The sequence below is a fragment of the Sorangium sp. So ce145 genome (assembly GCF_051525985.1).
Taxonomy (GTDB): domain Bacteria; phylum Myxococcota_A; class Polyangia; order Polyangiales; family Polyangiaceae; genus Sorangium; species Sorangium cellulosum_B.
On record NZ_CP150315.1, the window covers coordinates 9,733,156 to 9,752,775 of the forward strand.

19 protein-coding genes are annotated in these 19,620 nt (G+C 71.0%); 9 read left to right on the forward strand and 10 right to left on the reverse strand.

The genetic code is table 11. From position 1 onward, the window contains the following. Positions 1 to 59: 59 nt before the first annotated feature. Complete coding sequence (locus WMF34_RS36060; protein WP_437990684.1) at positions 60 to 1,232, forward strand: hypothetical protein; 1,173 nt, start codon at positions 60 to 62, stop codon at positions 1,230 to 1,232. A 169-nt stretch (positions 1,233 to 1,401) separates the two neighbouring features. On the opposite strand, the gene WMF34_RS36065 is transcribed toward WMF34_RS36060, so the two are convergent. The 3 genes from WMF34_RS36065 to WMF34_RS36075 form a co-directional block, all read right to left on the reverse strand. Continuing rightward, the gene (locus WMF34_RS36065) at positions 1,402 to 1,833 is read right to left on the reverse strand and encodes a hypothetical protein (protein WP_437990685.1); all 432 of its coding nucleotides are present in this window, start codon (positions 1,831 to 1,833) and stop codon (positions 1,402 to 1,404) included. Between the two features lie 93 nt (positions 1,834 to 1,926). Beyond that, on the reverse strand, positions 1,927 to 2,466 hold the full coding sequence (locus tag WMF34_RS36070; RefSeq protein ID WP_437990686.1) for a hypothetical protein: 540 nt from the start codon (positions 2,464 to 2,466) through the stop codon (positions 1,927 to 1,929). Further along, a complete protein-coding gene (locus WMF34_RS36075; RefSeq protein ID WP_437990687.1) occupies positions 2,453 to 2,989 on the reverse strand; it encodes an RNA polymerase sigma factor in 537 nt (178 codons plus the stop codon). Before WMF34_RS36075 ends, WMF34_RS36070 begins: the two co-directional genes overlap by 14 nt. Before the next feature lie 178 nt (positions 2,990 to 3,167). Here WMF34_RS36075 and WMF34_RS36080 point away from each other — a divergent pair, with 178 nt between their 5' ends. Then, a complete protein-coding gene (locus tag WMF34_RS36080) occupies positions 3,168 to 3,497 on the forward strand; it encodes a hypothetical protein (protein ID WP_012239696.1) in 330 nt (109 codons plus the stop codon). Positions 3,498 to 3,697: 200 nt separating this feature from the next. Then, a complete protein-coding gene (locus tag WMF34_RS36085) occupies positions 3,698 to 4,894 on the forward strand; it encodes an endo-1,4-beta-xylanase (RefSeq protein ID WP_012239697.1) in 1,197 nt (398 codons plus the stop codon). Between the two features lie 148 nt (positions 4,895 to 5,042). On the opposite strand, the gene WMF34_RS36090 is transcribed toward WMF34_RS36085, so the two are convergent. The 5 genes from WMF34_RS36090 to glgC all read right to left on the reverse strand — a co-directional run bounded on the left by WMF34_RS36090 (position 5,043) and on the right by glgC (position 10,010). Next, entirely contained in the window at positions 5,043 to 5,924 is an 882-nt protein-coding gene (locus tag WMF34_RS36090) for an alpha/beta hydrolase (protein WP_437990688.1), read from the reverse strand. A 92-nt stretch (positions 5,925 to 6,016) separates the two neighbouring features. Beyond that, positions 6,017 to 6,775, reverse strand: a complete 759-nt coding sequence (locus WMF34_RS36095) for an RsmE family RNA methyltransferase (protein WP_012239699.1) — start codon at positions 6,773 to 6,775, stop codon at positions 6,017 to 6,019. Then, positions 6,772 to 7,725: a 50S ribosomal protein L11 methyltransferase gene (locus tag WMF34_RS36100; RefSeq protein ID WP_012239700.1), complete on the reverse strand. Its 954-nt coding sequence runs from the start codon at positions 7,723 to 7,725 to the stop codon at positions 6,772 to 6,774. Before WMF34_RS36100 ends, WMF34_RS36095 begins: the two co-directional genes overlap by 4 nt. Before the next feature lie 123 nt (positions 7,726 to 7,848). Beyond that, positions 7,849 to 8,544 (reverse strand): metallophosphoesterase, encoded by a 696-nt coding sequence (locus tag WMF34_RS36105; RefSeq protein ID WP_012239701.1) that lies wholly within the window; start codon positions 8,542 to 8,544, stop codon positions 7,849 to 7,851. Positions 8,545 to 8,741: 197 nt separating this feature from the next. After that, positions 8,742 to 10,010, reverse strand: coding sequence for a glucose-1-phosphate adenylyltransferase (gene glgC, locus WMF34_RS36110; RefSeq protein ID WP_044966636.1), 1,269 nt, complete (start codon positions 10,008 to 10,010; stop codon positions 8,742 to 8,744). A 493-nt stretch (positions 10,011 to 10,503) separates the two neighbouring features. Between glgC and WMF34_RS36115 the strand changes: the two genes are divergently transcribed. Further along, positions 10,504 to 11,208 carry a hypothetical protein gene (locus WMF34_RS36115; RefSeq protein WP_012239703.1) on the forward strand — a complete coding sequence of 235 codons (705 nt, stop codon included), beginning with the start codon at positions 10,504 to 10,506 and terminating at the stop codon, positions 11,206 to 11,208. A gap of 43 nt (positions 11,209 to 11,251) precedes the next feature. Here the strand turns inward: WMF34_RS36115 and WMF34_RS36120 are convergent, their stop codons facing one another. Then, positions 11,252 to 11,638, reverse strand: coding sequence for a hypothetical protein (locus tag WMF34_RS36120; protein ID WP_012239704.1), 387 nt, complete (start codon positions 11,636 to 11,638; stop codon positions 11,252 to 11,254). A 99-nt stretch (positions 11,639 to 11,737) separates the two neighbouring features. After that, complete coding sequence (locus WMF34_RS36125; RefSeq protein ID WP_012239705.1) at positions 11,738 to 12,106, reverse strand: hypothetical protein; 369 nt, start codon at positions 12,104 to 12,106, stop codon at positions 11,738 to 11,740. Between the two features lie 284 nt (positions 12,107 to 12,390). Here WMF34_RS36125 and WMF34_RS36130 point away from each other — a divergent pair, with 284 nt between their 5' ends. The 5 genes from WMF34_RS36130 (at position 12,391) to WMF34_RS36150 (ending at position 19,577) form a co-directional block, all read left to right on the forward strand. Continuing rightward, on the forward strand, positions 12,391 to 14,289 hold the full coding sequence (locus tag WMF34_RS36130) for a chloride channel protein (protein WP_231864429.1): 1,899 nt from the start codon (positions 12,391 to 12,393) through the stop codon (positions 14,287 to 14,289). A 335-nt stretch (positions 14,290 to 14,624) separates the two neighbouring features. After that, complete coding sequence (locus WMF34_RS36135; protein ID WP_012239707.1) at positions 14,625 to 15,092, forward strand: response regulator; 468 nt, start codon at positions 14,625 to 14,627, stop codon at positions 15,090 to 15,092. Between the two features lie 53 nt (positions 15,093 to 15,145). Further along, complete coding sequence (locus WMF34_RS36140; protein WP_012239708.1) at positions 15,146 to 16,774, forward strand: circularly permuted type 2 ATP-grasp protein; 1,629 nt, start codon at positions 15,146 to 15,148, stop codon at positions 16,772 to 16,774. Beyond that, the gene (locus tag WMF34_RS36145) at positions 16,771 to 17,808 is read left to right on the forward strand and encodes an alpha-E domain-containing protein (RefSeq protein WP_012239709.1); all 1,038 of its coding nucleotides are present in this window, start codon (positions 16,771 to 16,773) and stop codon (positions 17,806 to 17,808) included. The genes WMF34_RS36140 and WMF34_RS36145 overlap by 4 nt, the downstream gene beginning before the upstream one ends. A gap of 23 nt (positions 17,809 to 17,831) precedes the next feature. Continuing rightward, positions 17,832 to 19,577, forward strand: a complete 1,746-nt coding sequence (locus tag WMF34_RS36150) for a class II glutamine amidotransferase (RefSeq protein WP_012239710.1) — start codon at positions 17,832 to 17,834, stop codon at positions 19,575 to 19,577. Positions 19,578 to 19,620: the final 43 nt, after the last annotated feature.

The following is a 19,620-nucleotide window of genomic DNA, read 5'->3' on the forward strand; positions in this document are numbered from 1 at the left end:
ATGGGACGGCGCCCGATCGCGGCTGTGTGGGCGAGTGTCGCTGAGGTTCGGGTGCGCGCGTGCCGTTGAACGTGACGTTGTTGTTGCGGGCAGCCGCGCGCTGCCAGCGGCGCATCGGCCGGATCGACGAGGAGCTCGTCCGTCTCGACCACACCACGGCCCCGCCCGGCAATACCGACTGGCCCACCGAGCGCCAGCACATCCGCCGTGTGCTCAACAAGGCGCGAAAGCTCCAGAACGAGCGGCGCATCCTGCTCCGGCGCCTGGCCAAGGTCGAAGAAGGCCAGATCCCACCCCAGCACGCAGGCCGGGCCCGGCTCTATCGCCGCAATTTGCTCATGGGCCTGGCCAGAAACTACGCCCGCTCGAAGCCCATGCAAGGCCGGGCACACGACCTGGTCGACATTGTCGGCACCTGCGTGACCGAGCACCGAGAGGCTCTGTTCGGCCAATGGATGATCACCAGCCTCCGCGAGCTCAACACCGCGCGACGTTCGGGCCAGGCTCGACGCTTCATCTACGCCAACGAATGGGATGGTGGAGTCTATCGCTTCCCGGAGCGGTCGTGGATGGCGGACGCGCCCGTCGACGACGGCCACCCCGCCCACTCCGTCACCATGAACTTCGCCAACACCGATGACTTCAGCCCGTCCGCCGCCCTCGAGGATCTGTTCACCTGGGACGCCCATCCCATCGCCATCGAGTGCATGAGCGCGCTGCACATCTGCTTTCTGCGCGCCTTCATGAAGACGGTCGGCACGGCGGCGCTCGACACGGTCACCGAGGACATCGTGCAAGTCGCCTCGGGAGACGAGGGCAGCGTGAGCAAGCTGCGGGTGGCGCTGGAGGTGGACTCCGTCGACCAGCTGCGCCCCGGTGATTGGGTGTACTTCTACAATCATCCGGACTATGTCAAGCGCCACCGCGACAGCTCCTTCGCCACGTGGCAGGGTGCCAATGCCGTCTACCTCGGCAACGTCGGCGGCGAGCCGCGCTTCACCACGTTCGATTCGCAGGACCCGGCGTGGACCGAAGCCGAGTTCGTGGCGTTCCTGCTGCGGGAATACAACCGCAAGCCGGGCGGCCCGAACGGGGGACAGCTGGCGAACAGGTTCCCCCAGCTGGCTTCGTCCGACGACGTCCCCGGCCTGCGTTGCCCGAACCCCGAGCAGCGGGGGCGGATCAGCCCGGTCTATCGCATCGACGTCAAAGAGCTGGCGCGCTGGCGCTGAGGCGACGTCGAGCTACCGGAGCAGCGCCAAGAGGTTATCTCGCTCGTCTCGAACTGGGCACATCTGCCGGTGTCAGGCAGCGGTGTCCAAGTCGTCGGCATGACGCGCGACCTCGGCGCCTTCGCGACGGTCGCCGACACCGAGCGCGAGACAAGCAAGCCTCTCCTCATCACCTGACGTCGATCCCTTTTTCTCTCAGGCGCCGGAGGATGTCCTGACCGTTCATCTCCCAGAGGTCACCCGGGTCGATCTCTCGCGTTTGGCCGTCCCTCCCCTTCACAATCCACACCTCAATCTTGCGATTCTTTCTGTCCCTGGCAGTGCCAATCGCGATGGACTCGACCTCAGCGAGACGAAATCCCTTCACGGTCGGCGCGAACCAGAACCCCGTGGTCTGCTCCAGCTTGTCGTCGTCGAGGACGACCCGATCCATCGCCAGCATCGGCGCGAAGAGGCCACCCGCTACCGCGGAAACCCCGAATGCGATCAAGGCGACCACGAGCGGCAGACGCCTCCACAGCAGGAGCACGCCGATCGACGCGGCAAGCACCGCGACGGCGATCGCAATGCCGGGCACATAGCTTGGGAAGCTGTAGATCATGCTGTCTTACCTGACGGACCTCGCGTTCTACCGCGAAACCCGAGCGAATGTAAGGACGCCGAGCGTGCCATCCCACGGAAGCCCCCGTGCAGGCTATGTCGGAGCGCGCAAGAGCACTTTCGCGGACGCAGCGCCGAGGACCAAGCCAGCGCCTGCGCCGAGGAGACCCGAGATGCCGAGGCCCGCGCAGCCCAGGCTCGCGGCCAGGACCGCGACGCCGCTCGCCCCGAGCCAGGTCGATGCGGGCGCCGAGCCCCGGACGAGGCGGGCGCCGAGCCACACGCCCGATGGAACACCGACGCCCAGGCACACGGCGGTGCACACGGAGAGGAGCGGCGCGTCCGCGCAGGCCGGAGCCACCCGGCCGGCGGCGAGCCCCGCCAGGAGCGGCAGCGCGCCGGCGAGGAGCCCGTAGCGCACCGAGTCCGCCCCCTGCCGGTCGCGCCAGCGCAGGAAGAAGCTCGCGCCGAGCAGGAGCACCCCGAGGCACGCGCAGGCCTCGCGCTCGCCCGTCTCGAGCATGCAGACGAGCACGACGGGCGCCAGTATCCACGCCGCGCGCGCGGCGACGCGCAGCCGGCCGACCTCGTATGCGCGGAGGCCAAGGCGCTTCAGCTGCTCACGGTTCACCATGGATGTGCCTCCAGATTCCGCGCAGACGGTCGAGCGCGCGCTGCTTGCGCTTGCGGAGCGTGGCGCCGGCGGCATCCGACGTGCCGTCCACGAGCCCGAGCGACACCCGATCTTCCTCCGTGAGCGAGCCCACGGCCTGCTCGAACGCGAGCGCGATCTCCCGCGCGAGGAGCTGCTCCTCCTGCGACGCCGCGCCATCCAGCTGTCGTGCCACGGACGCTTCGTCGAGGACCTCGCGGCGGCGCTGGAGCCGGCGGCGGTGCGTCATGATCTCGTAGCTGGCGATCCCGAACGCCCACGAGAGGCCGTCGCGGCTTCGATCGAACTCGGCGATTCGAGCGCAGACCTTGTAGAAGACCTCCTGCGCGACGTCCTCGGCGTCCGCGCCCCGGCCCACCCCACGCTCCGAGAACGAGAGGATCACGGGCCAGAGGTCGTCGAGCAGGACGTCGAACGCGGTCCGGTCTCCGTCGGCGAGCCGGACCATGGCGTGGTGGATGGCTTTCCGGCGGGCTGCATCCATGCGTACTTGGCCTTACCTCGACGACCCCGAGCGATTGCAAGCGCTCGGGCACGCTACGGTAGGCGGGCGGCGTTCGCGCGTGACCCGAAAATCGTCCGGGCCGGTGGGTCACGCTCGGTCCGACGCTGCCTAGTGGGGCGCGCGCGGCTCGCGGTGAGCCGCCCAAAGGAGCCCCCGAATGAGCACGCCCACGGTCCACACGTCAGAGCCCATCCTCTCGAAGCGCCACCTCCGCCTCGCGGGCGTGGCCGCCTTCATCGGCTGCGCTGTCTGCTGCGCCATCCCGCTGCTCGCCGCCGCAGGCCTCGGCAGCGGCGCCATCGCCACGCTCTCGTCGGTGTTCCGCCCCGGCTCCGAGTTCCTGGTGGGCGGGAGCGTGTTCGTCGTCGCTCTCGGCGTGATGGCCGCCCGAAGGTGGTTCAAGAGGAGCGATGCCTCGGGGTGTGGTCCTGCCTGCAAGGTGGACGGGAGCTGCTGCGATCGCGGCGCGGCGACGAGGAGCGCGTGATGTCGAGGGACCCGTCGTCGTGCCGGAGGATCGCCCCACCGCACGGGTCGTGATAAATCCGAGGGGCAACGGGGACTCCAGGGGCCGGTCTGTCGGGCGTGCGTGGCGCCGGGCGCATGCTCTCTACCTCGCGCTGCTCACCTCGGCTTTCCCGCTCCGGGAGTCACCGGTCACGATCCTTCAGCTTGCGGGTGGTTGGCATGAACAAGAACCGTTCTTCTCGATGGCTGTGCGGCACGACCTCGATCGCGCTCGGGATCGCGGCCCTCTCCGGCTGCTCTGGCAAGGTGGACAAGGCTGACGATGGCCCGAGCGGCTCGTCGAGCGCGGGCGGCACGACGGGAGCGGGGGGCCATGGCGCCAGCGCCGGCGCAACGGGCGCCGGCGGAGCCGCCACGGGCAGCACGGGCGCTCTGGGATCTGGTACGGGCGGCTCCGGCGACGGCGGCAACGGAGGCGCCGGAGGCGCTGGACCGAGCAGCTCCGGGGCCGGCGGTTCCAGCGACGGGTCGGGTGGCTCGGGCGGCAGCACCGGCAAGTTCGTCGGCAACATCACGACGGACGGCCAGGTGCGCGACGGCTTCATCCAGCACTGGAACCAGATCGCGCCCGAGAATGAGGGCAAGTGGCCCTCTGTCGAGAGGACCCGCGGTGTTCGAGAGTGGAGCAGGCTCGACGCGATCTACGAGTACGCGCAGGACAACGACATCCCCTTCATGCAGCACAGCTTCGTGTGGGGTGCCACGCAGGCGGCGTGGCTCACGAGCCTCCCCGCGGAGGAGCAGCGGCAGGCCGTGAGGGACTGGATGCAGGCGTTCTGCGAGCGGTACCCCGACACGAAGTACATCGTCGTCGTCAACGAGCCGCCGCCCCACACCGTGCCTCCCTTCATGAACGCCATCGGAGGCGGCGGCGAGAGCGGCTATGACTGGATCGTCAACTCCTTCAAATGGGCTCGCGAGTTCTGCCCGGACGCGACCTTGATCCTCAACGACTACAACAACATCGAGTACGAGAGCGATCACAACCACTTCGTCGAGATCGTGAAGGCGGCGCTGGAGGCGGGCGCCCCGATCGACGCCCTCGGCGCGGAGGCCCACGACGCGTACAAGATCGACACAAGCACCGTGAAGGGCTACATCGACAGGCTCGCCGCCACGGGCCTGCCCGTGTACATCACCGAGTACGACATCGACCTCGCGGACGACGACGAGCAGCGCAGGGTGATGGAGGAGCAGTTCACGATGTTCTACAACCACAGCGCCGTGAAGGGCATCACCCTCTGGGGCTACGTCGTCGGGTCCACCTGGAGGGACCGCACGGGCCTCCTGCACCCGGACGGCACGATGCGGCCGGCAATGACCTGGCTGATGGACTTCCTCGGTCGCGGCGAGTGATCTCCCTCGCACGACCGTGCCGCGGCGCTCCTTGGCGCGCACGACCGTGACCTACGTTTCGGGGTCAGAGACGGCATCGCCGGAGCACCTCGATGGCGGGCTGTCGTGGGGCGAGGACACGCTCGGGATCTAGTTCCGACGCGCGGAATCAGCGCGCCTCGTGCTCGCGCCAGAAGGCGAACGCCTCGTCCAGGTACACCTCCTTCGCGCCGTGGCCGACCGGGTGCTCGGCGACGCGCACGGGCCAGCCCGCGCCGCGGAGGACGCCCGCGAGGGCGCGGGCCGAGGCGCCCACCGTGTCGTGGGCGCCGAAGCCGATGTAGAACGGCCTCGGCGCGAGCGTCGCGAGCTCGGGCGTCGCGCGGCCTCCCCCGCCGGACATCGCGCCGAACCCGTCGGCGTCGATCCCGCCGCGCAGCGCGAGCGCCGCGGCGAAGTACGCGCCCGACGACGAGCCGGCGACATACACCCGCGAGAACGACGCGCCGGCGATCTCCTCGAGCCTCCTCCGCTTCTCCGCGAACACCGCGACGAACGAAGCTGCGTGCTCGTCGTACGCCCGCCCGCCCGTCGGCCAGCCCCGCCAGCTCGCGTAGCCCTTCGGCGCGAGGCCGACCTTGCCGCGCGGCATCAGCGCGGCGGCGCCCGCGCGCCGTGCGGCGCGGGACACGACCGTCTCGAAGTTGGTCTTCTGCTGGCTCTCCTTCCCCGGCGGGACGATGCCGTGGAAGTAGAGCAGCAGCGTCCGGGTCGGCGCGTCGGGCAGGACGTAGCAGGTCTCCTCGTCGAGCGCGTCGACGCCATCGATGCACCAGTCCGTCTCGACGTGCGGCGGGCGCGCTCGAGGCCACGGCGCCGGCTCAGGCGATGCGGTCGGGGCGGCGGCGACGATCGGGATCGGCGCTGCAGCCACGAGGCCGGGCTGCGCTGGACCGAGCGCGGCCCCGTCGCCCACCGGCGCGCGCGCGCTCCTCGGAGCGTCTGCCGTGTTGCTGCACGCGCAGAGCGCGACCGCGAGCGCGCCGAGCAACGCCGCGATCCACCGCGCCGCACCTCGCGGCGACGAGCCGCTTGCGCTGCGACCAGCGCTGGCCAGCGCGCCGCTCGCCGTCCGCCGCCCCATCACCCCGCGCGCGCGTCGCTCACCGCGATCAGCGCCCCGAGCGCCGCCGCGCACACCGTCTCCGTGCGCAGCGTCAGCGCGCCGAGGCGCACCCGCTCGAACCCGAGCGCGGCGCACATGCCGAGCTCCTCCGGCGTGAACCCGCCCTCCGGCCCGACCGCGAACGCCGCCTCCATGCCCGGCGACAGCGCGGCCAGCCGCGCGCCGAGCGGCGTCTCGGCGTAGGGATCCAGGCACATCCCCAGCGCGCCGCCCTCGGTCGACGGCGCCGCCCCCGCCTCGGCGAGCGCCGCCGCGAGGCTCATCGGCGCCTCCACCCGGGGCGCGTCCCCGCGGCCGCACTGCCGCGCCGCCTCGATCGCGATCCGGCGCCAGCGCTGGCTCTTTTCCTCCGCGGGTCGCGCCACGCTCCGCGCCGAGATCGCCGGGATGATCCGCGTCGCACCGAGCTCGGTCGCGTCGCGCACCACCGCGTCCATCTTGTCGCCCTTGCCCACGGCCTGGATCCACGTGACGCGCCGGCCGGGCCGCAGCGCGGCCGGGCGGGGCGCGTCGATGCGCGCCTCCGCCCCGCGGCGGCCGATCGACTCGAGCGTGGCCTCCGCCTCGACGCCGAGCTCCGGATCGAACACGACGAACCGATCCCCCTCGCGGAGGCGGTGCACCCGCACGACGTAGCTCGCCGCCTCGGGCGGCAGCGCGATCACGCCGGCCGCGATCGCGCCGAGCGGCACCCGCAAGAGCCCCGGGCCGCTCATCCCGGCGAGGACGCCGCGCCGCCCGGCGCGCGGAACAGGATCGCCACCCAGCCCTCGCCGCCCGCGTCGCCCCGCCCCGCCCTGCGATCGCCGCCCGGCGACGCGGGATCCGGCCGGGTCGCGACGTGCTCGAGCGGGCGCGGAAGCGACGTGTACCGCGCGATCAGATCGTCGCGCTCGCTCTCGAGGATACCCGACAGGATCAGCCAGCCGCCCGGCTCGAGCACGCGCGCGAGCTCCGGCGCCAAGGGCCGCAGCACCCGCGCCTCGATGTTCGCGACGACCCACGGGAACCGCCGCGTCACCGCCTCGACCACGCCGGCGCTCGCCTCGATGCGGCCCTCGAGGCCGTTGCGCGCCGCGTTCTCGAGCACCACCTCGATCACGTCCTCGTCGTTGTCGATCGCGACCGCCCGCTCCGCGCCGAGCAGCAGCGCGACGAGCGCGAGGATGCCGCTGCCCGTGCCCACGTCGAGGATCTCGCGGCCGCGGAGCTCCGCCGCGTGCTCGTCGAGCAGCTCCGCCACGAGCGCCGTCGTCGCGTGGAGCCCCGTGCCGAACGCCCTGCCCGGCTCGAGCAGGAGCACCCGCTCGCCCTCGCGCTCGGGCGCGCGCTCCGCCCACGGCGGCACGACCGTGATCGTGGGCGTCAGCGCGAACGGCGCGAAGTGCTCCTTCCACGCGTCGCGCCAGGCGTCGCCCACCACCTCCTCGAGCCGCGCGGCGAGCGGCGGCGACTGCTCCCCGAGCGCCGCGATGGCCTCCATCGCCTCGCCGTGATCCTCGAAGCTGGCGACGAGCGTCACCTGGCCCGAGCGCGCGCCGCGGACGAGGGTCTGCTCGTCGCGCTGCTCGACGCCGCTGGCGCCCAGCTCGAAGAGCAGGGCGCCGATCTCGTCGGCCTCCGGCTCGGGGACATCGACTGCAACGAACGGGTATCGAGGCTCCACCTGGCTTGCTCCGTGACGGGCCGCCGGCCTGGAGAGCGGCCGCGGCGCGGACGGGAGCCTAACGAAATTCCAGCAGAGAGGCGCGGCCGATCGCGCGGAACCGCTGGAAGACGCGGAGCATTTTTAACGCCCCACGTAGCGGCGCCGCGCCGGGACCGAGACGAGCACCTCGGAGCGCGCCGCCGGCGGCGGGACGCGCTCGCCGTCGTGGAGCACCATCGCGGTCAAGCGCCCCCCGTAGACCGCGCCCGTGTCGATCCCGGTCGCCCACGCGTGCATCTGCGGCTCGCTCCGCGCGTTGTGGCCGAACACCACGTGCGGCGGGCCCTGGTACGTCTGGCCCCACAGCGTCTTGCCGCCGCGGCGCTCGACCGGCTCGCCGTAGCGGCCGAGGCAGCGCACGTACATCAACGTGTGCGGATCCTGTCGCTCGATCGGCAGCCCGGGGATCAACCCTGCATGGACCACACGGAGCCCGTGCTCCGGCAGATCCAGCCAGTACGGCAGCGTCTCGAGCCACGCCCAGTCCCGCTTGCGCAGCTGCTGCGCGGTCTCCTTCGAGAGCTCCCCCAGCGGCTCGCCGCGAGGATCGCTCCGCCCGGCACGCCAGCGGAGCAGCCGATCCTCGTGGTTGCCCCGCACCGAGATCGCGCCGACCTCCCGGAGCAGATCGAGCGTTCCGCACGGATCAGGCCCGCGCACGATCAGATCGCCGACCATGACGACCCGATCGCCCGATACGAGGCCCACGTGCTCGATCAGCCGCGCCAGCTCGTCCCGGCAGCCGTGAACGTCACCGATGATGATCGTGCGCGGCATCGCACACCCAACGTAGCAGGGACGCCCGTTCCATGGGGGGCGCCCAGGCCCGTCCCCGCGGACGCGGCAGGACCGCGCGGCCCGGCCGGCGAGCGCGCGGCGATCGCCACGCGCTGCGATCGAAATTTTACATGCAATTCAGGAGAGTTACGCGCCGGCCCCCCGGACGGCGCCGCGCGGGGCCCTGGTCAGGCGCATTACGGAGAGTCGATCTTGGCGCGCTTCGGGATCACGACGATCCCGCCCTCGCTGACGAACCACTTCTTGCGGTCCTCCTCGAGGTTGAAGCCGATCTCGGCGCCGGCGGGGATCTCGACGTCCTTGTCGATGATGCAGCGGCGGAGCTTGACGTGGCGCCCGATCTTGACGTCCTCGAACAGCACGCACTCCTCGATGTGGCTGAAGGAGTTCACGCGGACCCGGTTCGAGAGCACGCTCCGGTGGATCCTGCCGCCGGAGATGATGCACCCGAGCGAGACCAGGCTGTCCGTGGCGATGCCGACGCGCGCGTTCGCCTCGTCGCGGAAGACGAACTTGGCGGGCGGGTCGTGGCTGATCCCGGTCCGGATCGGCCAGCGCGGGTTGTAGAAATTGAACGCCGGCTGGATGCTCACGAGATCCATCTGGGCCGCCCAGTACGCGTCGATCGTCCCGATGTCGCGCCAGTACCCCGCGCCCTCGTCCTCGCCGGGGACGCGGTTCTCGTGGAAATCGTAGACGTAGACGCGGCTGCCGCTCTGGACCATGCGCGGGATGATGTCGCGCCCGAAGTCGTGCGCGCTGTCCTCGGTCGCCGCGTCGTGCTCGAGGACGTCGAGCAGCGCCTTCGTCTTGAAGATGTAGTTGCCCATCGAGGCGAGGCACATGCCCGGCCTGCCGGGCATGCTCGGCGGATCCTGCACCTTCTCGTGGAAGGCGATGATGCGCCCCGACTCGTCGCACTCGATGACGCCGAAGGCCCGGGCCTCTTCCTTCGTCACCGGGATGGCGGCGACGGTCACCTCCGCGTCGCGCGACAGGTGATCGTGCAGCATCTGGCGCACGTCCATCTTGTAGACGTGGTCGCCGCCGAAGATGCAGAGGTGCTCGGGCGACTCGTCCGTGATGACGTGCTGGGTCTGGTAGACGGCGTCCGCCGACCCCTTGAACCAGCTCTTGCCCGTGCGCTGCTGCGCAGGGACGGTCTCGATGAAGCTGTCGAGCATCGGCGAGAGGCGCCAAGCCCGGGCGATGTGCTCGTCTAGCGACGCGCTCTTGTACTGCGTGAGGATCTTGATGCGGTGGAGGCCGGAGTTGACGAAGTTCGAGAGGACGATGTCGATGATCCGGTAGCGGCCGCCGAACGGCACGGCCGGCTTCGCCCGGTCGTGCGTCAGCGGGCCGAGCCGGCGGCCCTCGCCGCCAGCAAGGATCATCACCAAAACCTTCGACGCTTCGAAAGCGGCGCGCAGGGAGGTCTCGCGCATGGGACGGAGAGGGTACTCGATCGATGTTGCCATCGCGAAGAGCGGAAACACGTCCTTCGCGTATTCGAGGCAACCCCGGGACCGGGAGAACGCCGCGGAGCCCCGCGCAACCCGGCCTGGCGGCGCCGGGCGGAGCCCGGGCGGGTCGCGCGCGCGCCTCGCCGAGCCCGCCTCTCGCGCCCTCCTGCCCCCGCGATCGGGCGGCGCCGGCAGCGGCCCGTCGCGCTCTACCGCCCTCCGCCCGCCCTCCGCATCGGCGCGCTGCCGCGCGGCCCTCCGCCGCGACGCGCCGATGCGCGACGAGGCTCGATGAAGAGAGGGGGACGTCTCCGTTTCTCTTTACGATCGACTCGCGGCCGTGTTAGCCGTTTCCGCCGCCGCGCGCGCATGCGAGAGGCGCCTGACCCGCACGCGGCGCACCGCTGTCCGAGGGCTATTCCAGCGCTGGATCTTTCCTGCTGGAGGTGCCCGTCACGCTGACCTTGGAGATGCCATGAACGCCCGATTCGGTCGAACCCTCCTCGCCGCTATCCTCCTCGTCGCGGGCACTTCAGGGTGCGGAACGGACGAGCAGCCCTACCAGGCAAAGCCCGCCTTCAGCGGCCGCAAAGCGACCCTGCCCGCGGTGCCGACGCTGCCCGCGAAGAACAAGAAGCAGGGCGACGCTTACACGGTCTGGGGCGTCACGCACGACCTCCGGAGCCGCGTCCACTTCGAGGACGTGAACGGCAAGAAGCTCTCGATCGTCGGCTACATCGTCAAGACGAACCTCGCCGAGGCCCCCGCCTGTGCCGTGCACAAGACGGGCAAGGGTGACCCGCCGGACTGCAAGGCGCCGGTCCCGAGCTTCGCGATCGCCGACGAGAAGGGCGAGACGAAGGACATGATCGAGGTCATGGGCTGGGCCTCGAACTTCGCGCAGATCTACAGCATGATCGAGGCGATCGACAAAGCGCCGCGCGGCAAGGAGGGCGAGGCGAAGCTCACGGACGAGTTCTGGGGCCAGGAGCTGCCGAACCCGATCCCGGCCGTCGGCGCGAAGGTCAAGGTCACCGGCACCTACGGCGTGACGTTCACGAAGTCGACCGGCGGCGCGGCGGCCAACCCGAAGTACGGCATCCTGTCCGCGGAGCAGATCGAGTACCTCGAGCCGCCGCCCGAGAAGGCCACCCTCCCCGGCATGAAGCGCAAGCCCTGACGCAGCCGCCGGCGGCGGCCGTGCGCCGCCGCGCCGCGCCGCTTCACGTCAGGATGGACCGGATCCCGCTGCTCGGCTCGATCGCCGCCGACTCGAAGACGGCATCGACGAGCAGCCGCCGCGCCGACTCGTCGTCCGCTTCCCGGCGATCGACGCGCACGAGCGACGCCGGCGCCTGACGGGTGATCGCGTCGAACACCTCCCGATCGAACCGGTACAGCTCCTCCCCCACGATCACGGCGTACAGCTGCGACGCCGCGCTCGCCGCCCGGAGCGAGCGCAGATCGCACTCGCGCACCGTCACCCCGAGCCGGGCCCCCGCCTCCCGGCACACGGCGACGAGCTCGGCAGGACAACCGGCCACGATCACGAGCGGAGCGGGCGGAGCGTTCGGGACCACGGCCTTGCGCGGCTTCGTACCGTCCTCCATAGGCGCCTCAGCGTAGGCCACGAGTCGAGTACGCCGGCAAGGGAATTGTTTCGTCAGGCACCACCGGCGAGCCCGTCTTTCCGCGCGAGACAGCGGCGATCAACGCACCCCCGCTCCCTGCTGGATGTGCCACCCCCGCCCCTCTGCCACGCCGATGAAACGGATCCGCCCCGACCGCTCCATATCGTCGACAAGCTCCTCCGCCTCGAGCTGCGAGATGTCGATCCGGTCGCAGAGCACGTCCCGGAACCGGGTCTTGCCCTGCACGTAATCCTCGTCGATCAACGGGCCGAGCGAGCTCGCCAGGATCTCGGCGGCCAGCTCGAGCGCCACGACGGGCGTGACCACGGTCTCGGCGGTCGTGCGGACGCTCTCGTCCGTCGTCTGGACGGCCGCGTCGCCCATCGTGACGCTCGCGTCTCCGGTGATGAGGGTGCCGTACTCGACGGTGCTCCGATCGGTCGTCATGACTCCACCTCGTCCAGGCTCGGGCGGGTCCGGATGCCGCGCCCGCGCCAGGCTTCCTTCCTCGCTCATGGAGCGCGGGAGGCCCGAGCGGAAGCCGAGCGAAGACCGAGCGGAGACCGAGCGAAGACCGAGCGGAGACCGAGCGGAGGCCGGCACCGCGAGGGCGCCTCCGGGGACGGCGATCCTGGCGGCGATTTCAGGCGGCAACCCGCCGAAGATCAGGGAAGCTACCGCTCCTGCCAGGCCCATCGCTCGAGGGGGGGAGGCCCTGGGGCCACGAGATCATGATGTCGTCCCGCGAGTACTCCCCATCACGCCCCAGCCGCACGGGGGCGGCGCGCACGCCGATGCCCCGCGCGCGGGGGCTGATCCCGTTCCAGCTCGTCGGTCGGGTGCTGCTCCACGCGATCCTCGTCGGCGTCACGGCCGGCATCGCCGGCTCGCTGTTCTTCGCCGCCCTCGAGCTCGCCGAACACGAGCTCTTCATCGCGGTCACCGGCTACGAGCCGCTCCGCGCCAAGGGCGAGGCGGTGCTCTCGAGCGCGCACATCGGGGCGTTCCGGCCCTGGCTCGTCCTCGTCCTGCCGGCGTTCGGCGCCCTCGTCGGCGGGGTGCTCACGACGAAGCTCGCGCCCGAGACCCGCGGCGGCGGCGGCGACGCCTTCATCCGGGCGTTCCACCACCTGGACGGCAACTTCCGCCGCCGCGTCCCGGTGGTGAAGGCGCTCGCCTCCATCTTCACGCTCGGCTGCGGCGGCGCCGGCGGGCGCGAGGGGCCGACGATGCAGATCGGCGGCGCGATCGGCTCGATCATCGGGCGCGCCCTCCGGGTGGACACGCGCGAGCGGCGGATCCTGCTCATCGCCGGCGCGGCCGCGGGCATGGCGGCCGTGTTCCGGACGCCGCTCGGGGCCGCGCTCCTCGCCGTCGAGGTGCTGCACCGCGACGACTTCGAGGCCGACGCGCTCATCCCCTCCATCCTCGCGAGCGTCGTCTCGTACTCCGTCTTCATTTACTTCTTCGGCGAGTCGACCCTCTTCGCGCACGCGCCCCGCTACCCGTTCATCCCGAGCCACCTCCCGCTCTACGCCGCGCTCGCGCTCGTCGTCTCGCTCGTGGCCACGGTCTTCCTCCGGACGCTGCACGCCGTGGAGCACACGGTGCACCGGATCCGCCTGCCGCTCTGGGCGAAGCCAGCGCTCGGCGGCCTCGCGCTCGGCGCGCTCGTGACCCCGCTGCTCATGCTCCTCGGACCGCGCTTCGACAGGCCGGGGCAGGGGTTCGGGATGCTGGGCGCGGGTTATGGCGCGGCCCAGATCGCGATCACGGGGGCCCCGTGGCTGCCCAGCGGGTGGACCGCGGTGCATCTCCTGCTCGTGCTGCTCGCCACGAAGATCGTCGCGACCTCGCTCACCGTCGGCTCGGGCGGCAGCGCGGGGGACTTCGGCCCGTCGCTCGTGCTCGGCGCGCTCACGGGCGGGGCCTTCGGGCGCGCGGCGGAGCTCCTCCTCGGCGACCCGCGCATCGATCCCGGCGCGTTCGCGCTCGTCGGGATGGGCACGTTCTACGGCGGGATCGCGCACGTGCCGATCGCCTCGCTCGTCATGGTCTGCGAGCTCGCCGGCAGCTACGACCTGCTCGTGCCGCTCATGCTCTGCGAGGGCATCGCCTTCGTGGCGCTCAGGCACAGCACCCTGTACCGCGCGCAGGTCGCGACCAAGCGCGAGTCCCCGGCGCACCGGGGTGAGCTCATCGTCGACGTGCTCCGCAGCATCCGCGTCGCCGACATCGTCATCCGCAGCCGCCCGTTCGTGTCGTTCGAGGCGCGGACCCCCGCCTCGATCGTCGTCGAGCGCATCGCGGCGTGCGAGTGGCAGGACACGTTCCCCGTGCTCGCCGAGGACGGCAAGGTCGTCGGCACCATCGACGCCGAGATCCTGCGCGCCACCGCGACGAGCCCCGAGCTCTCGGGGCTCGCGATCGCGCACGACATGATGGCGAGCCCCGCGTCGGTCAGCGAAGCGGAGGACCTGCACCACGCGCTCCAGGTGCTGCTGGAGCTGCGGGTGCGAGAGCTCCTGGTCACCGACGCCGAGGGCAAGATCGTCGGCATCCTGGACGAATCCGACGTCACGCGCGCCTACCACGACGCGACGGCGGAGCTGGAGAGCGCGGGACAGTAGGAATCCCGGAACAGGCGAGCGACGACGACGCACGACGCGCGGCGGACGCATGGCGCGCACGTCCTGGAAATTCGGGAATGGCCAGCCTTCCCGCGCCCGCGCGTCCACGCGGCCCGACACGCGCGTGTCACGGGCGTGCGCGCGCGGATGTCCCGGTCGCGCCGCGCGCCCGATCGTGGTTCGGGCGTAATGACGCAAGCGCGCGGACCCCACCGCTTTCGGGAGTCTCCTGAGCTTTCAATCTTGGATTCCACGCAGCGACGGAACGGAGCGCGTGGGGAATACTCTCGTTCATCCGGAGAATTCGGGGTCCGGAGAGCGCAGGGGAGAACGGCATGCTGGTCGATACGCTCGGAGGTCGGACGGTGCGGCGCAACGCAGAAGTACGAACACGATCGAGCGCGCCGAACAGCCGCGCCAAGCTCGTGGTCGTCGTGGACGACGAGCCAAACATCCAGGAGGTCGTGAGCATGATCCTGGAGAGCGAGGGCGGCTACGAGGTGCGCTGCGCCTCGAACGGCGAGGAGGCGCTGGCGTTGCTCGACCAGATCGCGCCGCCGGATCTGCTCGTCGTCGACATCATGATGCCGGTGATGGACGGCTGGGGCCTGCTCACGGCGCTCCGGCACAACGAGAAGACGGCCCGTATACCAGTCATTGTTTCATCCGCGTCTTCAAAACATGACGCGACGAGCCTCGGTGTCGCTCGGGTGCTGCCCAAGCCGATCGACTACGACGCCTTCCTCGCGGCGGTCGACGAGCTCACGCGCTCCAGAGAGCGGCAAATCCTCGACGCCGAGTAGGCCGCGTCGATCAGCCGCCCGCGCCACTGCCTCCATCGCGGCAGAAACCGCAAATGGCCCATGGACCTCCAGGGCCGTCCAGCGGTAGCTTCACTCCAGTGTTGTTAGAGAACCCGGGTGCCGGCCTCTTCGCCGGCTACACTCCCCTCCCCGGCGCCTACGACGAGCTGTTTGGTCGAGACGGCGCTCCTCGCCCCGAGTTCCTGCGCACTGCCACGCTCCTCGGCGCGCTCGCGCCGAACGAGTTCGCGCGCGCGCAGCAGCTCGCGGAGCTCGCCCTGCTCAACCAGGGCGTCACCTTCTCGGTCTACGCGGATCAGCGCGGCGCGGAGAAGATCTTCCCGCTCTGCCTCATCCCCCGGATGCTCTCCGCGGCGGACTGGGCCCACATGGAGCGGGGCCTCGAGCAGCGCGTCCGCGCGCTCGGCCTCTTCCTCGACGACGTCTACGGGGACCAGCGCATCCTCAAGGAGGAGCGCGTCCCCCGGGACCTCGTGCTCGGCTCCGGGCAGTACCTGAAGCAGGTCCACGGCCTGCGGCCCCCGGGCGGCGTGCGCATCCACATCGCGGGCGTCGACCTCATCCGCGATCCGGCCGGGACCTTCCGGGTCCTCGAGGACAACCTCCGCACGCCGTCCGGCGTCTCCTACGTCCTGGAGAACCGGCTCATCAGCAAGCGCGTCCTGCCGCACCTGCTGGACAAGGCGCGCGTGCAGCGGGTCGACCACTACCCGGCCCGGCTCGCCGAGACGCTGCGCTCGGTGTCGCCCGCGAGCCCGAGCGGCACGAGCGCCGTCGTGCTCACGCCGGGGCCCTACAACTCGGCCTATTTCGAGCACAGCTTCCTCGCGCGCACGATGGGGCTCGAGCTCGTGCAGGCCCCCGACCTGTTCGTCGATCAGGACCAGGTCTTCGTCCGGACGACGCGCGGCCCGCGCCGGGTCCACGTCATCTACCGCCGCATCGACGAGGCGTTCCTCGACCCCGAGGCATTCCGCCCCGACAGCCTGCTCGGCGTGCGCGGCCTGATGCGCGCCTACGCCGCCGGCAACGTCGCGCTCGCGAACGCGCCCGGCAACGGCGTGGCGGACGACAAGGCCGTGTACCCCTTCGTGCCGGAGATGATCCGCTACTACCTCGGCGAGGAGCCGGTCCTCGAGCAGGTCCCCACCTACCTCTGCATGCGCGACGACGACCGGCGCTACGTGCTCGACCACCTCGAGCAGCTGGTCGTCAAGGCGGTCGACGAGGCCGGCGGCTACGGCATGCTGATGGGGCCGCAGTCGACCGCCGCGCAGCGGGACGAGTTCCGGGCGCGCATCCAGGCGACGCCGCGCCGCTACATCGCCCAGCACCGGGTCGAGCTCTCGACGAGCCCCACCTGGGACCCGACCGCGAAGACGGCGGTCCCGAGGAGGCTCGACCTGCGCCCCTACGTGCTGACGGGCCGCGACGGCGCGTGGGTGCTGCCCGGCGGGCTCACGCGCGTCGCCCTGGTGGCGGGCTCCTACGTCGTCAACTCGAGCCAGGGCGGGGGCTCGAAGGACACCTGGGTCCTGAAGGGCCCAGGCGAGGGCGCGCAGCGCACGCCCTCGATCGGCGGCTCCGACGCGAGCCCCGCCGCCGCGAACAACGACCCTCCCGGCGCCGCGCCGGGACCTGCCCCCCCGGAGGCCCCGTGATCTCCCGCGTCGCCGATCACTGCTTCTGGTTCGGCCGCTACCTCGAGCGGACCGAGAACATGGCCCGCATCCTCGCCGTCACGCAGAACCTCGCGCTCGACGCCGAGATCCCGGCGCACCAGTGCTGGCTGCCGGTCATCATCGTGGCCGGGCAGAAGGCGCACTTCGGGGCCGAGCACGGCGAGGAGGCCGCGGCCGACGGCGAGCTCGTGCAGCGCTACATGAGCTTCGACGAGGACAACCCGACGAGCCTCCGCAGCTCGATCTCGGCCGCGCGGTGGAACGCGCGGTCGATCCGGGAGGTCGTCAGCCTCGAGGTGTGGGAGACCGTCAACGAGCTCCACCTCTGGGTGAACAGCGACGAGGCGCGGGAGGAGTTCAGGACGAGCCGCTACGCCTTCTACCGGCGCGTACGCCAGCTCACACAGCTCTGCCTCGGGCTCACGCAGAGCACGATGCTCAACGACGCGCCGCTCGATTTCATCTGGCTCGGCGTGCTGCTCGAGCGGGTCGGGCAGACCGCGCGCACGCTCGACGTGCACCACCACGCCCTGACCCACCTGCCGCCGCCGCCGCCGTCGGAGATGAGCGCCCAGGCGCAGGGCGCGCTGCGCAGGCAGCACCGGGTCGTGGAGACGGCGCTCTGGCTCTCGCTCCTCCGCGCCTGCTCCGGGTTCGAGCCGTTCATGAAGCTCAACCAGGGTCAGGTGAGCGAGCAGGCTGTCGCCCAGTTCCTCCTGTACGAGCCGCGCTTCCCGCGCTCGATCCGGCACTGCGTCCACGCGGCGTTCGCGCGCCTCTGCGAGATCCGGCCGCCGGACAGCGTGGCGCTCCCCGGCGGCGAGAGCCTCGAGCGGCTCCAGCTCCTGCACCAGTGGGTGGCCGACAGGGCCACCGAGGCGTTCGACCCGATGGCGGTCCACGCGGCGCTCACCCATGTGGTCGACGAGACGGCGATGATCTGCGACGGTATCGGGCGCGAGCTGCTCGGTTACGGGCCGCCCGACAATAGCCCCACGGTCACGAGCCAGTAGCCGCCAGAGTCGCCGACGTACCCATGCCGAATCTCCTCGCGATGTCGTTCGAGGGCGAGCTCGCCCCATGTTTCGATCTCACCTGCCTGCAGCCCGGACGCAAACTGCCTGACGGCTGGGGCATCGGTTACTACCCCGGCGGCGAGCCGAGCGCCTCGGTGCTCAAGGAGCCGGCGCCGCCGCAGGGGAGCATCCGCAGCGAGCTCGTGAAGGCGTGGGAGCACCTCGAGTCGTCGCTGCTCGTGCTGCACATCCGCACGGCGACGTGGGGCAGCGTCAATGACGCCAACACGCAGCCGTTCACCCGGAGCTGGGGCGGGCGCGACTGGCTGTTCGCGCACAGCGGCAGCCTCGTCGACCGGATCGAGGTCGATCCGAAATCGCTCTTCCAGCCGGTCGGCTCGACGGACACGGAGCTCATCCTGTGCGAGCTCATGCGCTGGATGGCGTCGGAGAACCTCCGGAGCATCGGCGACGTCGATCCGGCGGTGCTGCGCGACTGGTTCGACGAGATGAACGAGCACGGCCCCCTCACGACGGTCCTGGCCGACGGCCGCGATCTGGTGGTCTACGCGGATCGCGATCGCGAGGGGGACGCGTTCCTGTGGGAGGTGCTGCCGCCGTACGAGCGCCTCGCGTTCGGGGACGACGATCTGGAGGTCGACCTCACGCGCCGGGGGGTCAAGAGCCGCAAGGGCGTCATCGTCTCGTCGGAGGAGCTCAAGGTCCACGCGGGCGGGCGGGCGGCGACCTGGAAGCGCGTGCCGCCGGGGCACCTCGTGGTGCTGCGGCAGGGGGCGCTCCGGGCCACGGCGTCCCCGCGCACCGACCGGCGCAAGCCGTCGTCGTCCACGCCGCCGCTCTCGTCGCGCCCGGTCCGGCGCCCCGTGCACGCGGCGATCCGCCGCTTCCAGGTGGTGCACCGCACGTCGTACCACTACGCGACCGCGGTGGAGCGCAGCACGCACCTCCTGCGGCTGACGCCTGCGCACGACCGGCTCCAGACGCTGCTTCACAACGAGATCGACGTGTCGGTCGAGGGCCAGCAGCGCGAGTACGACGACGTCTTCGGCAACCGCGCGCGGCGGGTGCTGCTCGACACGCCGTTCCATGATCTCGTCATCGAGTCGAGGTCGCGGGTGGAGCTGCTCGACACCGATCCGCTGAGCTTCCGCCCGCTGCGCGCGCGGTCGACGATCCCGCTCGTGTGGATGCCGTGGCAGCGCCAGATCCTGCAGCCGTTCCTCCTGCCGCCGGAGCTGGCCGAGAGCGAGCTCGCGGAGCTCAGCGAGTACGCGATGACCTTCGTCGAGCGGAACGGCTACGATCTGCTCGACACGCTGCTCGACCTGAACGCGTCGATCTTCGAAGAGTACGAGTACAAGCAGGGGTCGACCAACCTGTTCACGACGGCGTTCGACGTGTACGCGAACCGCCGCGGCGTGTGCCAGGACTTCACGAACCTGTTCATCTGCCTGACGCGGCTGCTCGGCGTGCCGTCGCGCTACGTGTGCGGGTACATCTACACGGGGCCGAAGCACGAGAACCAGCGGCAGAGCGAGGCGTCGCACGCCTGGGTGCAGGTGTACCTGCCGGAGATCGGGTGGAAGGGCTTCGACCCGACGAACGGGATCCTGACGCAGACCGATCACATCCGCGTCGCGGTCGGGCGCAACTACGTGGACGCGACGCCGACCTCGGGCACGATCTACGTGGGCGGCGGGGCGGAGCGCCTCGCGGTCGACGTGCGGGTCGAGCCGATCGACTGAGAGGTCGACCGGCTCAGCGCCGCCGGGCGCTCGATGGAGAGGT

What these genes read in the sequence shown, in the direction of transcription:
- WMF34_RS36140 (WP_012239708.1), top strand. Translation starts at nt 15,146, where the DNA reads ATGGCCCATGGACCTCCAGGGCCGTCCAGCGGTAGCTTCACTCCAGTG.
- glgC (WP_044966636.1), bottom strand. Translation starts at nt 10,010, where the DNA reads ATGCGCGAGACCTCCCTGCGCGCCGCTTTCGAAGCGTCGAAGGTTTTG.
- WMF34_RS36150 (WP_012239710.1), top strand. Translation starts at nt 17,832, where the DNA reads ATGCCGAATCTCCTCGCGATGTCGTTCGAGGGCGAGCTCGCCCCATGT.
- WMF34_RS36085 (WP_012239697.1), top strand. Translation starts at nt 3,698, where the DNA reads ATGAACAAGAACCGTTCTTCTCGATGGCTGTGCGGCACGACCTCGATC.
- WMF34_RS36095 (WP_012239699.1), bottom strand. Translation starts at nt 6,775, where the DNA reads ATGAGCGGCCCGGGGCTCTTGCGGGTGCCGCTCGGCGCGATCGCGGCC.
- WMF34_RS36120 (WP_012239704.1), bottom strand. Translation starts at nt 11,638, where the DNA reads ATGGAGGACGGTACGAAGCCGCGCAAGGCCGTGGTCCCGAACGCTCCG.
- WMF34_RS36075 (WP_437990687.1), bottom strand. Translation starts at nt 2,989, where the DNA reads ATGGATGCAGCCCGCCGGAAAGCCATCCACCACGCCATGGTCCGGCTC.
- WMF34_RS36105 (WP_012239701.1), bottom strand. Translation starts at nt 8,544, where the DNA reads ATGCCGCGCACGATCATCATCGGTGACGTTCACGGCTGCCGGGACGAG.
- WMF34_RS36065 (WP_437990685.1), bottom strand. Translation starts at nt 1,833, where the DNA reads ATGATCTACAGCTTCCCAAGCTATGTGCCCGGCATTGCGATCGCCGTC.
- WMF34_RS36125 (WP_012239705.1), bottom strand. Translation starts at nt 12,106, where the DNA reads ATGACGACCGATCGGAGCACCGTCGAGTACGGCACCCTCATCACCGGA.
- WMF34_RS36070 (WP_437990686.1), bottom strand. Translation starts at nt 2,466, where the DNA reads ATGGTGAACCGTGAGCAGCTGAAGCGCCTTGGCCTCCGCGCATACGAG.
- WMF34_RS36115 (WP_012239703.1), top strand. Translation starts at nt 10,504, where the DNA reads ATGAACGCCCGATTCGGTCGAACCCTCCTCGCCGCTATCCTCCTCGTC.
- WMF34_RS36135 (WP_012239707.1), top strand. Translation starts at nt 14,625, where the DNA reads ATGCTGGTCGATACGCTCGGAGGTCGGACGGTGCGGCGCAACGCAGAA.
- WMF34_RS36130 (WP_231864429.1), top strand. Translation starts at nt 12,391, where the DNA reads ATGATGTCGTCCCGCGAGTACTCCCCATCACGCCCCAGCCGCACGGGG.
- WMF34_RS36080 (WP_012239696.1), top strand. Translation starts at nt 3,168, where the DNA reads ATGAGCACGCCCACGGTCCACACGTCAGAGCCCATCCTCTCGAAGCGC.